This is a genomic window from Luteolibacter sp. Populi, assembly GCF_040801775.1.
Taxonomy (GTDB): Bacteria; Verrucomicrobiota; Verrucomicrobiia; order Verrucomicrobiales; family Akkermansiaceae; genus Haloferula.
This window is the reverse complement of the sequence record NZ_CP161812.1, coordinates 6,063,663-6,075,574: the sequence shown is the minus strand read 5'-3', so window position 1 is coordinate 6,075,574 and position 11,912 is coordinate 6,063,663. Positions and strand designations below refer to the sequence as shown.

16 protein-coding genes are annotated in these 11,912 nt (G+C 62.4%); 5 read left to right on the top strand and 11 right to left on the bottom strand.

The genetic code is table 11. The features are described from left to right. Window positions 1-140: 140 nt before the first annotated feature. A complete protein-coding gene (locus ABWK72_RS24670) occupies window positions 141-269 on the top strand; it encodes a hypothetical protein (protein WP_367872241.1) in 129 nt (42 codons plus the stop codon). A gap of 217 nt (window positions 270-486) precedes the next feature. Here the strand turns inward: ABWK72_RS24670 and ABWK72_RS24665 are convergent, their stop codons facing one another. The 5 genes from ABWK72_RS24665 to ABWK72_RS24645 form a co-directional block, all read right to left on the bottom strand. After that, window positions 487-1,209: a helix-turn-helix transcriptional regulator gene (locus tag ABWK72_RS24665; protein WP_367872240.1), complete on the bottom strand. Its 723-nt coding sequence runs from the start codon at window positions 1,207-1,209 to the stop codon at window positions 487-489. A 313-nt stretch (window positions 1,210-1,522) separates the two neighbouring features. Next, window positions 1,523-1,684 carry a hypothetical protein gene (locus tag ABWK72_RS24660; protein ID WP_367872239.1) on the bottom strand — a complete coding sequence of 54 codons (162 nt, stop codon included), beginning with the start codon at window positions 1,682-1,684 and terminating at the stop codon, window positions 1,523-1,525. A gap of 339 nt (window positions 1,685-2,023) precedes the next feature. Beyond that, window positions 2,024-4,165 carry a polyribonucleotide nucleotidyltransferase gene (locus ABWK72_RS24655; protein WP_367872238.1) on the bottom strand — a complete coding sequence of 714 codons (2,142 nt, stop codon included), beginning with the start codon at window positions 4,163-4,165 and terminating at the stop codon, window positions 2,024-2,026. Window positions 4,166-4,353: 188 nt separating this feature from the next. Beyond that, window positions 4,354-4,614: a 30S ribosomal protein S15 gene (rpsO, locus tag ABWK72_RS24650; protein ID WP_367872237.1), complete on the bottom strand. Its 261-nt coding sequence runs from the start codon at window positions 4,612-4,614 to the stop codon at window positions 4,354-4,356. A gap of 147 nt (window positions 4,615-4,761) precedes the next feature. Beyond that, on the bottom strand, window positions 4,762-4,944 hold the full coding sequence (locus ABWK72_RS24645) for a CopG family transcriptional regulator (protein WP_367872236.1): 183 nt from the start codon (window positions 4,942-4,944) through the stop codon (window positions 4,762-4,764). A gap of 89 nt (window positions 4,945-5,033) precedes the next feature. Here ABWK72_RS24645 and ABWK72_RS24640 point away from each other — a divergent pair, with 89 nt between their 5' ends. The 3 genes from ABWK72_RS24640 to ABWK72_RS24630 all read left to right on the top strand — a co-directional run bounded on the left by ABWK72_RS24640 (window position 5,034) and on the right by ABWK72_RS24630 (window position 6,613). After that, on the top strand, window positions 5,034-5,342 hold the full coding sequence (locus ABWK72_RS24640; protein ID WP_367872235.1) for a type II toxin-antitoxin system RelE/ParE family toxin: 309 nt from the start codon (window positions 5,034-5,036) through the stop codon (window positions 5,340-5,342). Then, window positions 5,339-5,632, top strand: a complete 294-nt coding sequence (locus tag ABWK72_RS24635; RefSeq protein ID WP_367872234.1) for a HigA family addiction module antitoxin — start codon at window positions 5,339-5,341, stop codon at window positions 5,630-5,632. The genes ABWK72_RS24640 and ABWK72_RS24635 overlap by 4 nt, the downstream gene beginning before the upstream one ends. A gap of 111 nt (window positions 5,633-5,743) precedes the next feature. Then, a complete protein-coding gene (locus ABWK72_RS24630; RefSeq protein ID WP_367872233.1) occupies window positions 5,744-6,613 on the top strand; it encodes a hypothetical protein in 870 nt (289 codons plus the stop codon). Here ABWK72_RS24630 and ABWK72_RS24625 read toward each other — a convergent pair. The 6 genes from ABWK72_RS24625 to ABWK72_RS24600 all read right to left on the bottom strand — a co-directional run bounded on the left by ABWK72_RS24625 (window position 6,584) and on the right by ABWK72_RS24600 (window position 10,119). Next, on the bottom strand, window positions 6,584-7,795 hold the full coding sequence (locus ABWK72_RS24625; RefSeq protein ID WP_367872232.1) for a 1-acyl-sn-glycerol-3-phosphate acyltransferase: 1,212 nt from the start codon (window positions 7,793-7,795) through the stop codon (window positions 6,584-6,586). The two genes, ABWK72_RS24630 and ABWK72_RS24625, sit on opposite strands and share 30 nt — an antisense overlap. 268 nt (window positions 7,796-8,063) lie before the next feature. After that, on the bottom strand, window positions 8,064-8,468 hold the full coding sequence (locus ABWK72_RS24620; RefSeq protein WP_367872231.1) for a type II toxin-antitoxin system VapC family toxin: 405 nt from the start codon (window positions 8,466-8,468) through the stop codon (window positions 8,064-8,066). Further along, window positions 8,465-8,698 carry a type II toxin-antitoxin system Phd/YefM family antitoxin gene (locus tag ABWK72_RS24615; RefSeq protein WP_367872230.1) on the bottom strand — a complete coding sequence of 78 codons (234 nt, stop codon included), beginning with the start codon at window positions 8,696-8,698 and terminating at the stop codon, window positions 8,465-8,467. Before ABWK72_RS24615 ends, ABWK72_RS24620 begins: the two co-directional genes overlap by 4 nt. A 149-nt stretch (window positions 8,699-8,847) precedes the next feature. Beyond that, the gene (gene smpB, locus ABWK72_RS24610) at window positions 8,848-9,306 is read right to left on the bottom strand and encodes an SsrA-binding protein SmpB (protein ID WP_367872229.1); all 459 of its coding nucleotides are present in this window, start codon (window positions 9,304-9,306) and stop codon (window positions 8,848-8,850) included. A gap of 43 nt (window positions 9,307-9,349) precedes the next feature. Then, window positions 9,350-9,562 carry a DNA-directed RNA polymerase subunit omega gene (locus ABWK72_RS24605; RefSeq protein ID WP_367872228.1) on the bottom strand — a complete coding sequence of 71 codons (213 nt, stop codon included), beginning with the start codon at window positions 9,560-9,562 and terminating at the stop codon, window positions 9,350-9,352. Window positions 9,563-9,729: 167 nt separating this feature from the next. Further along, the gene (locus ABWK72_RS24600) at window positions 9,730-10,119 is read right to left on the bottom strand and encodes a DUF3147 family protein (protein WP_367872226.1); all 390 of its coding nucleotides are present in this window, start codon (window positions 10,117-10,119) and stop codon (window positions 9,730-9,732) included. 256 nt (window positions 10,120-10,375) lie between these two features. Here ABWK72_RS24600 and ABWK72_RS24595 point away from each other — a divergent pair, with 256 nt between their 5' ends. Beyond that, window positions 10,376-11,767 carry an alkaline phosphatase gene (locus ABWK72_RS24595; protein ID WP_367872225.1) on the top strand — a complete coding sequence of 464 codons (1,392 nt, stop codon included), beginning with the start codon at window positions 10,376-10,378 and terminating at the stop codon, window positions 11,765-11,767. Window positions 11,768-11,912: the final 145 nt, after the last annotated feature.

The following is an 11,912-nucleotide window of genomic DNA, read 5'->3' as shown; positions in this document are numbered from 1 at the left end:
CAGCATGCGGGCAAGCGGGTGATCGGACAACTACCATTTTTTCATGCGCCGAGTTATACCGGAGCATCCTCCCAGCCCTGAAAAAACCTGCCCTTGCCGCGGGCGGCGAAACCTGAACACTTTCCACCCGTTACCCCGCGATGAAATCCTGCTTAGGCCTACTCCTCACTCTCCTGATCCTGTTCGCCGTGATCGGCACCGGCGCGGCGATCTGGTATCTGAGCGCCACCGCGGAGTTCACGAAGAAGGAAGCGCCGGCCAAGCCCTGAGAGGCGGGCGGTGCAGCGGCGACTCCCTTCGCTCGGGAGATCTCCGCAAGTCCTTAAATTGCCCGCCGCCGCATCCGAAAAGCGCCGTATCATGAGCGATCCGGCGGCAAGTCGACGCGACGACGGGACATTCGGCTGGAATGGCGGCTCCTGTCCCGGAAGAGCCGACACGCCAAAAACTGAGGATCGAGACCTTACCGCGAATGAGTCTCAATGGCTAGTCCCCGGATTCGGGGGTTTTTCCGCCATCGCCAGCGCGGAAGCGGGCGATCAATTCCGCTTGGGAGTGCACCGCGAAGTGGCGGAAGATGTCCTTCACGTAGCCATCCAGGGTGTGGATGGAGATCCCCAGTTGGGCGGCCATCTCCTTCCGCGCCTGCCCTTCGAGCACGAGGTTGAGCACCGTCCGGCGCCGCGGCGAGAGCTTGGGCAGAATCGCCGGCTGCTCTTCCACCTGCCAGGCCACCTCGTGAAGCCAAGGCACCTCGGCGAGGACGATGTGAACCATCCGGGCGTGCCGGAGGTCGAAGTCCGGAGACCCGACATTCCTGTAGATTCCGATCCCACCCAACTCCCCCGTCCTGAGGGGATGAGCCGAGATCATGAGTTCTCCCACGCCCGCTTCATGCCATAGTTCCCGGACGTGCTTGCGGGTGAAATGCCCGTCCACATCCATCTGGCGGCGCGTCCAGGTCAGGTTGTGATTCCGCTGCTTCACCTCCCGGCTCATGTGGGTAAACATGCCCCAGCTATCCGGACTATCGATAGCTTTGAGTAATCTCGGGTACTGGCCGTCTTCGAACCCGCCGTGCGATAGCACGGTGAAGAGGGGGCGCTTTCCCGGCTTCACTTCCGCCTTGTTGGACAAAGTCCAGAGCCAGCGGTGGGCATCCACCAGCCGGATCAGGCCGTCCATCAGGACCCTGCGTTTTTCAGTCACTCCGCCCCGGCTGGCAGCAACATCTGCAACGAGTCGGATCATCGATCGGACGTCCGCCTCGCTAAGCTCCGGAGATGACATGGATAATCTTCAGTCTTTTTGGGGGAGATTGGGGGTGAAACGCTTTTATCCCTGTCGTAGATCGCCAATGCAATCACGATTACGGTCAGGGAATTGATTTTCTGATAGAACGGCATCCCATCCGCCGTTCCACGCGGTTTTGCCAAAAAGACAACTGCGACCCTCAACAGTCCCAGAACCGGCGCAATAGGCCGTCGGCACGGAAAGCGGGTGACTGCGGCGCGCTCACATATCAATCCTCCGCCATTTCGGACTCCGCGCAGCAGGAGCCGCGGGCGTGGAGGCAGGAGGCGCACCAGGCAGTGCCATCGACCACCATGGCGGCTTCCTGACCGCAGAGATGGCAGGCTTCGATCGTGACCGGCGATTCGGCTTCGGGATCCGGGGAAGGCATGCGGGAGGATCGGCGGGCGCGGTGGGATTTCAAGGGGTCCTGCGTGCAGGCGGTTCTTCCACGTGTCTTTTTCGTCGGGTGGAAAGGATGGCTTCCGCTGGCAGCGCGGCGCCACCGGCCCGCAGAAGCAACTGGCGCCGCCGGAAGCATCTCGTGGTAAAAATGGAGAGCGCCGTCACCTCGCTGCGGACCGTGATATGCCCACCGCACCCAGGGACCATTCTGCGGGCCGGTGGCTCCGCGCTCCCAGGGGAAGAGCCGTCCTTGTGGTCTCACCTCACGAAAAAAGCCCGGCCTCCCTTGCGGAAGACCGGGCCTTGGGAACTGGAATCAGATCGCTCAGGCTTCGACGGGCTCGGCTTCAGCCGACTTCATCTTCTCCTCGCGGATCGCGGCGCGGCGGCTCATCTTGACGCGGCCTTTTTCATCCACGCCCAGGCACTTGGCGGTGATGATGTCGCCCTTCTTGACGACGTCTTCCACATTCTCGGTGCGGCCTTCGGCCAACTCCGAAACGTGGATCAGGCCGTCCTTGCCCGGGAGCACTTCCATGAAGGCGCCGAAGTTGGTGATGCTGACGACCTTGCCGGTGTAGATCTTGCCCACTTCGATTTCCTGGAACATGCGCTCGATGAGCGACTTGGCGCGCAGCAATCCTTCTTCCTTGGAAGCGTAGATGTGCACGGTGCCGTCGTCCTCGATGTTGATCTCGGCGCCGGACTCGGCCTGGATGCCCTTGATGTTCTTGCCGCCTGGCCCGATGAGCTCGCCGATGCGGTCGGCGGGGATCTTCACGGATACGATGCGCGGGGCATGCGGGCTGAGGTCCTGCGGACCGGAGACGGCCTCGGTCATCTTGGCGATGATCGTGGTGCGGGCGGCCTTGGCCATGTGGATGGCTTCCTCGAGGATCGCCATCGGCAGGCCGGCGAGCTTCAGGTCGAGCTGGTAGCCGGTGACGCCGTTGTCGGTGCCGCAGAGCTTGAAGTCCATGTCGCCGTAGAAGTCTTCGGAGCCGATGATGTCGAGCAGGGGCTTGTAGGCCTTGAGGCTGCCGTCATCGTTCCACTCGGTCACGAGACCGACGGAGATACCGCCGACGGGAGCCTTGAGCGGGACACCGGCGCAGAGCAGCGCCATGGTGCCGGCACAGACCGTGGCCATGGAGGTGGAGCCGTTCGACTCCATGACTTCCGACGAAATGCGCATGGCATACGGGAAGTCTTCCACGTCCGGGATCACCGGGGCGATCGAGCGTTCGGCGAGGGCGCCGTGGCCGATCTCGCGGCGGTTGATGCCGCCCATGCGGCCGCACTCACCCACCGAGAAGGGAGGGAAGTTGTAGTGGAGGATGAAGCGCTTGCTGTCCTCACCACCGGCATAGTTGTCGAAGAACTGCTTCTCATCGGCCGGGGCCAAGGTGCAGATGCCCATGGCCTGCGTTTCGCCGCGGGCGAAGATCGCGGAACCGTGAACGCGCGGCAGGCTGTTCGCTTCGGCGAAGAGCGGGCGGAGATCGCCGACCTGGCGGCCATCGGCGCGGACGCCCTTCTCCATGATGGAGATGCGGAAGGCCTTCTTCTGGATGTATTCGAAAACCTGCTCGACGTCGAAGTCGGTGGACTCCGGGTAGCGGGCCTTGATCGCGGTTTCCACTTCGTCGCGGAGGACGCCGACCTTCTTGCCACGCTCGACCTTGGAGGCGGCGTAGATGGCGGCTTCGATGCGGCTGCCGGCGATCTCGTAGCCGATCTCAAGGAGTTCTTCCTTGGCGACGGTCACGGTGTATTCGCGCTTCGGCTTGCCGGCGAGGCGGACCAGTTCTTCCTGGGCTTCGACCAGCTTCTGGACGGCGACCTGGGCGAAGTGGAGGGACTTGATGAAGTCTTCCTCGGAGATCTCGTTGGCGGCACCTTCGATCATGATGACGTCGGTCTTGTTGCCGACGTAGATGAGATCGAGGTCGCTCTGCTCGCGGTCTTCGAAGACCGGGTTGATGATGAATTCACCATCGACGCGGCCGACGCGCACTGCACCGATCGGGCCGGCGAAGGGGATGTCGGAGATGGCGAGGGCGGCGGAGGCGCCGTTCATCGCGAGGATGTCGGAGTCGTTGACCTTATCGGCGGCGAGGAGCAGCGCGATGATCTGGGTCTCGTAGAGGTAGCCCTTCGGGAAGAGCGGCCGCAGCGGGCGGTCGGTCATGCGGCAGGTCAGGATTTCCTTTTCGGTAGGGCGTCCTTCGCGCTTGAAGTAGCCACCGGGAAATTGACCGGCGGCGGAGGCCTTCTCCTTGTATTCGACGGAGAGCGGGAACCAGGTCTGGCCGGTCTTCACCTTGGTGGCGGAGACGGCGGTCACGAGGACCACGGTTTCACCGGAGGTGACCATGACGGCGCCATCGGCGAGCTTTGCGATTTTTCCCGTCTCGAAGGAGATCGGGTTCGAGCCGACCTGGCTCGTGACTTTATGGATGTTCATCTTGTCTGTTCAGTGTGTGGCCCCCGGCGACATGCCGCGGGCCGTGTTTTGGATTTCGGACAGACCCCAAATGGTAGAAAGGGATAGAAGGGCTGTCCGGCGGCGGGAGGGAAAACGTTTCCCGAAAAAAGCCCGCCGTTTCATGCACGACGGCCACGGGGTAACCGTGGCCGTCGCTAGGAAAGGGTTTACTTGCGGAGGCTCAGTCCCTGCAGGAGCTTCTGGTAGCGCTCCTCGGAGTGGGACCTCACGTAGTCGAGCAGCTTGCGGCGCTGGGCGACCAGTTTCAGAAGTCCGCGGCGGGACGAGGTGTCCTTCTTGTGAAGGCCAAGGTGGGCGGTCAGGTGGACGATCCGCTGGGTCATCAGGGCGACCTGGTAATCGGCGCTGCCGGTGTCGGTGTCGTGGATCTTGTAGTCCGCGAGGTTGATATTGGTGCTTTCGCTCATTGAATTGGTCTTTTCAGTCCAGCCACCTTGGCCGGTCCGCCCTTGCTCGGGACCGCGGAAGAAAGCGGATCTGGCGGGGTTTGCAAGTACGGATTGTCCGGGATCGGGAATTGGGGATGCACCGGGATGGCGGCGTAATGTCTCAGCTCATTCCGTCTCCTCAAGCAGTTCGCGGATGATCTCGGGGGTGACCGCTCCGGCATCTCTCCGCACCGGGAATAGCGGGATGCCATTCCGCTCCACCGTTCCGGAGGGTGACACGATCTCGTCGAGCGATCTCCCCTCTCGAATCGCCTCAATCTTGGCCGAGGCCGGAATGTCGTCATCCATATTCAAGATCGCCCTCCTGCCTCGATCATCACGGAAGCTCTCGTGAAAGGCAATCTTGCGTTGTTCTCTTTTTGGGTTACAATGAAGCCGTGATCCGCAGCTTCACCGACCAAGCTACGGAAAAGATCTTCCGGGGCGAGAAGCTCACCCGGAAGGAAGAGAAGCTATTTGGCGGACTACGGATCGACAAAGCTCAGGAGCGTCTCGCGGTCCTCAATCAAGCAACCGAGCGGGACCTCCTGACATTGCAAGCACTTCACTACCACAAGCTTCATGGAGACAGTCGTTACTCCATTGATGCCAATTCACGAAATTCCAAGTGGAGGATCACTTTCGCTTGGGCCAACGACGAATTGACCGATGTGGAACTCGTTGAAATAGAGGACACTCATTCATGACTATGAACCTCCAGACCAATCCAGCGGCGGGCTTGATCCATGATGAGTTGGAAGCGCGAGGCATTCCCGCCTCCCGCGCTGCCAGCGGGATGCACATTCCCCGCAGCCGACTCAGCGACATTTTCGGCGGACGGAAGGGCGTGTCGGCCGATACCGCCCTGAGAATCGAGCGTTACCTCGGCATTTCCGCTTCTCTGCTATTGCGCCTCCAATCGGACTTCGATCTCAGCAAGGCCAGCAGGGAGAAGGGAGAAGAACTCAAACGCACGATCAAGCCGGCCGCGGCCTAGCTAGAGTGCAACCGCGGCGAGGGAAAGCTGTGGATCGGCGACCTGAAACTGGAATAGAGCCGGGTCCCGGAAGCTTGACTTCCGGACGGTCGGCCCTTCATCTTCAAGGGCATGAATCGCAGCAGCCTGTGTCTGACGGGAGCACTCCTACTTTCCTCCGGCGCGATCGGCTGGCTATGGAGGGACAACCAGGCGCTGCGAGAGCAGATTGCGCATGAGGCTCCGCAGATCGCGACCGAGGCTGGCGAGGTCGGTGAGGCGAAGGTTCTCCAAATAGCGGATGGCAAGACGGACGCTGCGCCAGATCGCCGGAATGCGCCAGGCAGCGCGACACCCCGGCTACCGCGACCGAGGCTCGGTCAAGGACTTCAACCGGTGCGGGCGGGGAAGGAACCATCCTCCGAATCCGGCAAACGGAAAGAGGCTGGCGAACTAAAAGCTCCTGTAGCGAATGCTGACAAGGAGGCGGACACGGACAAACGGGCCGCGCTCTTGATGGTAGTCAGCGCCGTAGAGGGGGAAAAGGACGGTGCTTCGCTTTTCAAGAATGGGGGCTTTGAAACAGGCTTGGCCCCGTGGCTTTGCAAGGAAGGCAAGGTGATCCAAGAACCCGGGAACTCGGCAAACTCGATCTTGGAGATCACTCCGAGCGAGGAGAAATACAGCCTCCGTCAAACCTTCCAACGCAAGGTGTCGACGCCGCATCAGCTCCTCACCTTCCGTGTGAAGGCTGAAGGAGAGGATTTAAGCGACATCAAGGTTGCGCTTGTTGGCAAGGACGGCGCTGCAATTCCCATTTACATGTCTGTTCTGGGGAAAGCCGGGAAATGGATCGACATTAGCATTCCATTCGACTTGGGCCCGAAGGATTTCCAGCCGGCGGGGATGACAATTGAAGGTGGCAGCACCAAGACCGCACTTTGGATCGACGATGTGGTCCTCCGCGAGGTCTCAAGCTCTTTGGTCGGGGTTCAGAAGTAATTCCCCCAGCCTTCTTTCCAGCAAGGCCGTCAACTCCCCCGCCCCGCCCTTCGCCGGCAGCTCGCCCGCGGCCAGCATCTTACTCACCGCGATCGGTTCGCCCGCCGTGACCCGGGCGGTGCGCGGCGTGGGGTAGTTCGGGAAGCCCAGCAGGTCCTCCTCCAGCTTCATGATCGTCTCCGCGCGGCGGTCGAGGGTCTGCTCGGCGAGGAAGTAATCGCCGATGTAGCTGTGCGCCTGCAACGCGGTGAAGACCCGGTCGAGGTCGTCCAGGAGGGCCGTCCGCTCCAGATAGGTCGCCGGCTTTTCCGCGTCTAACAGGCGCTTGCGGATCCGGTAGCGCTGCGCCCGCACCCGCTCCGGCGCGGTAGTCGCCTTCGGGTCGCGGCCCTGGCGCGCCTCCACTTCGGACAGGAGGCCCTCGCAGAGCAGCGCGAGGCGATCCTGGATCTTCCCCCGCCCGGACTCACCGAGATACTCCATCTCCTTCAAGCCTAACAGGCCGGTCCCGAGCCGCACGATCCGCTCGTCCATGGCCATGGACGGCTTCGGGGTCCAGCCGATGCGGCCCTCGAGGCTGGAGAGCCGGTCATTGAAAGTCTCCTTCACCGCCGGGTCGTGGTGGAAGCGGATGCCCACCGGCACCAGCCAGGCTTCACGCCCGTCCTTCATCCGTCCCGCGGCTTTCAGGAGGATGGACGCCACGCCCTCGTGCAGGGGGTCGAGGCGTTCGTGGTGGTGGTAGATTTCGCCCTCCGGGTAGATCACCACCGGATCGCGGCCCTTCTCTAACAGCGTGATCGCGGTCTTGATCGCGGACAGGTCAGGCCCATCGCGGTCCACCGAGAACACCCCCATGCTCTGCAGCGCCCAAGCCCCGGCCTTGCTGACCTCGAAGACCTCGCGCGCCGCCATGAAATGCGAACGCATTCCGTGCCTCGCGATCAGCGCCGTCATCACGTGCGGGTCGGAGTGGTCGGCGTGGTTCGGTGCCAGCAGCACCGCGTGCCCTGCCTGCGAAAGCGCCTTCACCTTCGCGAAGCCGCTGTCCTCCAAGTTCGGCACCTGGTACTTCCGCCGCAGCATCAGCGCGTTGTTCGCCCAGATCCCGAGCGGCCGGAACCAGGCCCGCGGCTTCGGCGGCGTGAAAGTGTAGGGGAGGTCGTTTCGGAGGCGTCGCACTGGAGGAAGTTGAAGTGCCGGGGATGAAGTTCCAAGTGCAGAGGTGGTCCTGAAAAGGTGGTCCGCACAACCGGAGCGAAAGCGGAGATAGCCCCGCACTTTGGCTTTCTCATGACGGGGCAATCCTCTGTGCGGCGGAACGGTCCGTTACCCTCCGGTGCTATTCCGGAGCGGGCCCACCTTGAAAGCTGCGACCCGCTTGGAGGGGCATACCGCCGGGGACCATTCTTCCGCACAGAGGACTGTGCGGACCACCTTTCCGGACCAATTACCTCCGCGCATCCACGACCTCGACGTGCGGATAAGCCAGGATCAGGTCATCGGCTGTCACAAGGGCATAGCCTCCCGCCCGAGCGGTCCCGACCAGCATCCGGTCCGCTGGATCGCGATGGAATTCACCGGGCAGCGCGTAGCTCTCGATCGCTACCTCATGACTTAGCACCGCATCGCGGAATTGCAGATGCTGCCGAGCCTGGTCCAGCCAGCGTCCGAGAGATTGCTTGAAAACGAGCCGCCCGAGCGAAGCCAGCCTCGCGAGTTCCAAGGTGGTCACCGGCGACACGAAAATTTCGTTCCTTGGGTCCAGGAGCATCGCCCGGCAGGCCTTCCCGAGTTCCCGCCCTTCTTCGGCCCAGACCAGCACGTGGGTATCGAGCAGCAAGCGACGACTCATGACCAATCGTCATCAAGATCTGATTCCATCAGGACGGCCCAGTCGCCCTCGGCAGGCAGGCAAGCTCCCGCCTGCGCGCCGAGAGTGCGCCCGGCCCCGGCGGCGATTGCGGTGACCTTCGCCAAAGGCTTGCCGCGAAGAGTGACGAGAAGTTCGTCACTGCCGGCAGCCACTTCCTTGAGCCGCTCGATGCAAGTCGCCTTGAATTCCGAAATCGGGATCTCCCTCACGCTCTCAATGTGACCTGGTCAATTGACTAGGTCAAGCGAAGGCACTCCATTTCCAAACGACCCGAAGCTTTCACACGGCCTCTTTGCGCAAGAGCAGGAGAAGCGCAAGGGACCATTCGACCGCACAGAGGACTGTGCGGACCACCCTTCTACTGCCGGTTGAACCGCGCCACCTCGCGCTGCGCCTCGCGCAACTCCACCCTCTCCTTCAAATCCTGTCGCTGGTCGGTGTGCGTCTTGCCCTTGCCGACACCGATCTCGACTTTCACCCGCCGGTTTTTCCAATACATCCGCAGGCACACCAGGGTCGCCCCTTTCACGGCGGTGGCATTGTCCAGCTTGAGGATCTCCTTCTTGTGGACCAGCAGCCGCCGCGGCCGCTTCGACTCGTGCTGGAAGAAGGTCGCGGCCGTCTCCCAGGGCTGGATGTCGCAGCCGTAGAGAAAGAGCTGGCCCTTCTCGACGCGTGCGAAGGCGTCGGAAATGTTCACCTTCCCGGCGCGGATCGACTTCACCTCCGTGCCTTTCAGCTCGAGGCCCGCCTCATACTTGTCCGTGATGTGGAAATCACGGAGCGCCTTGCGGTTATTGGAGATTTCCGCACTCATGACCGGTCGCGCCAGATTACGGCGCGTTCCCTCGGCAGCAAGCTCAGGCCTCCGCGACCGGCGGGACTACCACCAGGCGGATCTTGCCTTCGATGATTTCGGTCAACGCGATGTCTGCCGCGCCCATGCTCGGGCGGGTGGGGATCAACGGCGAACGGCCGCTGTTCAACTGGCGGACACGCTTCGAGACCATGTTGATAAGGACCAGCGGATCGCTGACAATCTCGGATGCCTTCTCGACAAGCTCGCTTTTCATGAGGGTACCTGGAAACCGGGAATCTGACTTCGGCTGCTCGAATGGGACGATGTTATCGGAAGACATGCCGTGTCGGATTTCCTAAGGCGGGCTAAGGCCGCCGGAAGGCGGGAAAGATCAAATCACCCTCCGATTGGCAAGAGCAAAGATTGTAAAGCGTGCAAAATTCACATCAGGTGGATGCCGAAACGCCGCAGGATCACCACCGTCAGCCAGAAAAACCCGGTGGTCAGCAGGCAGTTCGCCCCCAGCGCCGACCAGAAGCCCCAGCCGTGCCGCAGCATCCACGGCAGGATCAGGAACATCGGCAGGGTCGGCAGAACGAACCAGAAGGTCCCCTCCGCATGATTGGCGATCCGCTCCGGCCCCTGCTTCTCCGCCTGCATCCAAGCCATCGCCACTAGCGAGGTGATGGGCAGCGCGATCAGCAGCGCGGAGAGCTTGTCGTTGAAGAGCTGGATCTTGGTCACGATCACGATGATCGCGGCGGTGAGCAGCAGCTTTACACCGTCTTGCGGGGTGAATTTCAGAACCTTCTCCAACAGAATCTTGTCCATGCCGCCGCGAGTTTCCCCGGGAAAACCGCAGGGGCAAGCTGGGATTCCAGTCGCCCGGGCCTATGAAAATTGGAACAGGAGGAAACGGAGGAGGACTCTCTCTCCCAGCCACCCCGGTCGGGGGCCAACTCCCCTCTCCGTTCCCTCCGTTTTCTCCTGCTCAAAATCCATGCCGTTCCAAGTCCCCCGCTACAATTTTCCGGGCTTTCGGGATGGAAAAACAGCCTTTTGGAGCGTATAGAGCCGCCAGCAACCGATGAGTTCTTCCACATCCCGCCGTAATTTCCTGAAGGCCGCCGCCATCAGCTCCGCCGTCTTCGGCGGCACGACCGCGCCTATCCTCGCCCAAGAAACCCGCAAATCCGCCGATAACCGCGGCCTGCCCAAGAAGATCATCTTCATGGTCAGCGATGGCATGAACCACGGCGCGCTCTCCCTGGCTCAGCACAGCCGCTCCTTCTTCGACGGGAAATCGACGAACTGGACCACTCTCTACCGCGAACGCCCGGTCGTCCGCGCCCTGATCGAGACCTTCTCCGCCAATAGCCTCGTCACCGATTCCGCCGCAGCGGCCAGCGCCTGGGGCGGCGGCCAGCGGGTCAACAACGGCACCATCAACATGGACGCCGGCACCGCCCAACCGGTCGAGACCATCCAGTCCCTGCTCAAGAAGCGGGACATCCCGCTGGGCTTGGTTTCCACCGCCTCGATCACCCACGCCACCCCGGCCGGCTTCGCCGCCAATGTCGGCAGCCGCGGCGAGGAAGCCGCGATCGCCGCCCAATACCTCGACCGCGAAGTCCAGGTCATCCTCGGCGGCGGACAGAAGTTCTTCTCTCCGGAGCTCGAACAAAAATTCGCCGACCGCGGCTACGAACTGCTCAAGAACCGCAAGGACCTGCTCGCCACTCCCGCGGATGCCAAGAAGCCGTTGCTCGGCCTCTTTTCCTCCGGCTACATCCCGCTCGCCATCGACCGCGAATCGAAGCCGGAGCTGCAGGAATCCATCCCCACCCTCGCCGAAATGGCCGGGCTCGCCGTCAAGCGTCTCGACGCGCTGGCGAAAGACCAGTGGTTCCTCATGGTTGAGGGAGCCCGCATCGACCATTGCGGCCACGCCAATGACGCCGCCGGCAGCATCCACGAGCAGCTCGCCTTTGACGACGCGATCGGCGCGATGCTCGCCTACGCCACCGCCCATGAGGACGTCCTCCTCATCATCACCACCGACCACGGCTGCGGCGGCATCCAGCTCAATGGCGTGAATGCGGCCGCGAACCAAGGCATGGCCCCCGGGATCTACAACGGCACCACCGCCGCCTTCAAACAGATCGCCTCCTTCAAGCGCTCCTTCGAGTGGATGGGGAATTCCGGTGCCAAGCTCAGCGGCCCGCCGCTCGGCGACTACCTCTTCGACCGCACCGGCATCCGCCTCGACTCCGAGGAACTCAAGAAAGCCCAGGGCCTGAAGAGCGGCGAGATCGCCAAGCTATTCGCCAAGCGCCACGGCATCGCCTGGACCAGCGGCAACCACACCGGCGAGCTCGTCGAGTTCTGCGCCTACGGCCCCGGCAGCCACCTTTTCCCGGGCTTCATGAAGAACGAGGAGGTCCGCAGCCGCCTGCTCACCGCCCTCGGCGCGGCCTGAAAGGTAGTCCGCTCAGTCCTCTGAGCGGAAGAGCGGTCCCCGGCTGCCCGCTCAATCGGATGGCTGCACCGGTCCGCCAATGCGCTTTCCCTCGCGGTTCCTCTACAAATGAACGCGGCCCGGGAACCCCAGGCCACGCCATATC

Excerpts from the sequence above, each read along its gene's own strand:
- ABWK72_RS24670 (WP_367872241.1), top strand. The coding sequence starts at position 141 with ATGAAATCCTGCTTAGGCCTACTCCTCACTCTCCTGATCCTGTTCGCC.
- ABWK72_RS24660 (WP_367872239.1), bottom strand. The coding sequence starts at position 1,684 with ATGCCTTCCCCGGATCCCGAAGCCGAATCGCCGGTCACGATCGAAGCC.
- ABWK72_RS24655 (WP_367872238.1), bottom strand. The coding sequence starts at position 4,165 with ATGAACATCCATAAAGTCACGAGCCAGGTCGGCTCGAACCCGATCTCC.
- rpsO (WP_367872237.1), bottom strand. The coding sequence starts at position 4,614 with ATGAGCGAAAGCACCAATATCAACCTCGCGGACTACAAGATCCACGAC.
- ABWK72_RS24645 (WP_367872236.1), bottom strand. The coding sequence starts at position 4,944 with ATGGATGACGACATTCCGGCCTCGGCCAAGATTGAGGCGATTCGAGAG.
- ABWK72_RS24635 (WP_367872234.1), top strand. The coding sequence starts at position 5,339 with ATGACTATGAACCTCCAGACCAATCCAGCGGCGGGCTTGATCCATGAT.
- ABWK72_RS24630 (WP_367872233.1), top strand. The coding sequence starts at position 5,744 with ATGAATCGCAGCAGCCTGTGTCTGACGGGAGCACTCCTACTTTCCTCC.
- ABWK72_RS24620 (WP_367872231.1), bottom strand. The coding sequence starts at position 8,468 with ATGAGTCGTCGCTTGCTGCTCGATACCCACGTGCTGGTCTGGGCCGAA.
- smpB (WP_367872229.1), bottom strand. The coding sequence starts at position 9,306 with ATGAGTGCGGAAATCTCCAATAACCGCAAGGCGCTCCGTGATTTCCAC.
- ABWK72_RS24605 (WP_367872228.1), bottom strand. The coding sequence starts at position 9,562 with ATGAAAAGCGAGCTTGTCGAGAAGGCATCCGAGATTGTCAGCGATCCG.
- ABWK72_RS24600 (WP_367872226.1), bottom strand. The coding sequence starts at position 10,119 with ATGGACAAGATTCTGTTGGAGAAGGTTCTGAAATTCACCCCGCAAGAC.
- ABWK72_RS24595 (WP_367872225.1), top strand. The coding sequence starts at position 10,376 with ATGAGTTCTTCCACATCCCGCCGTAATTTCCTGAAGGCCGCCGCCATC.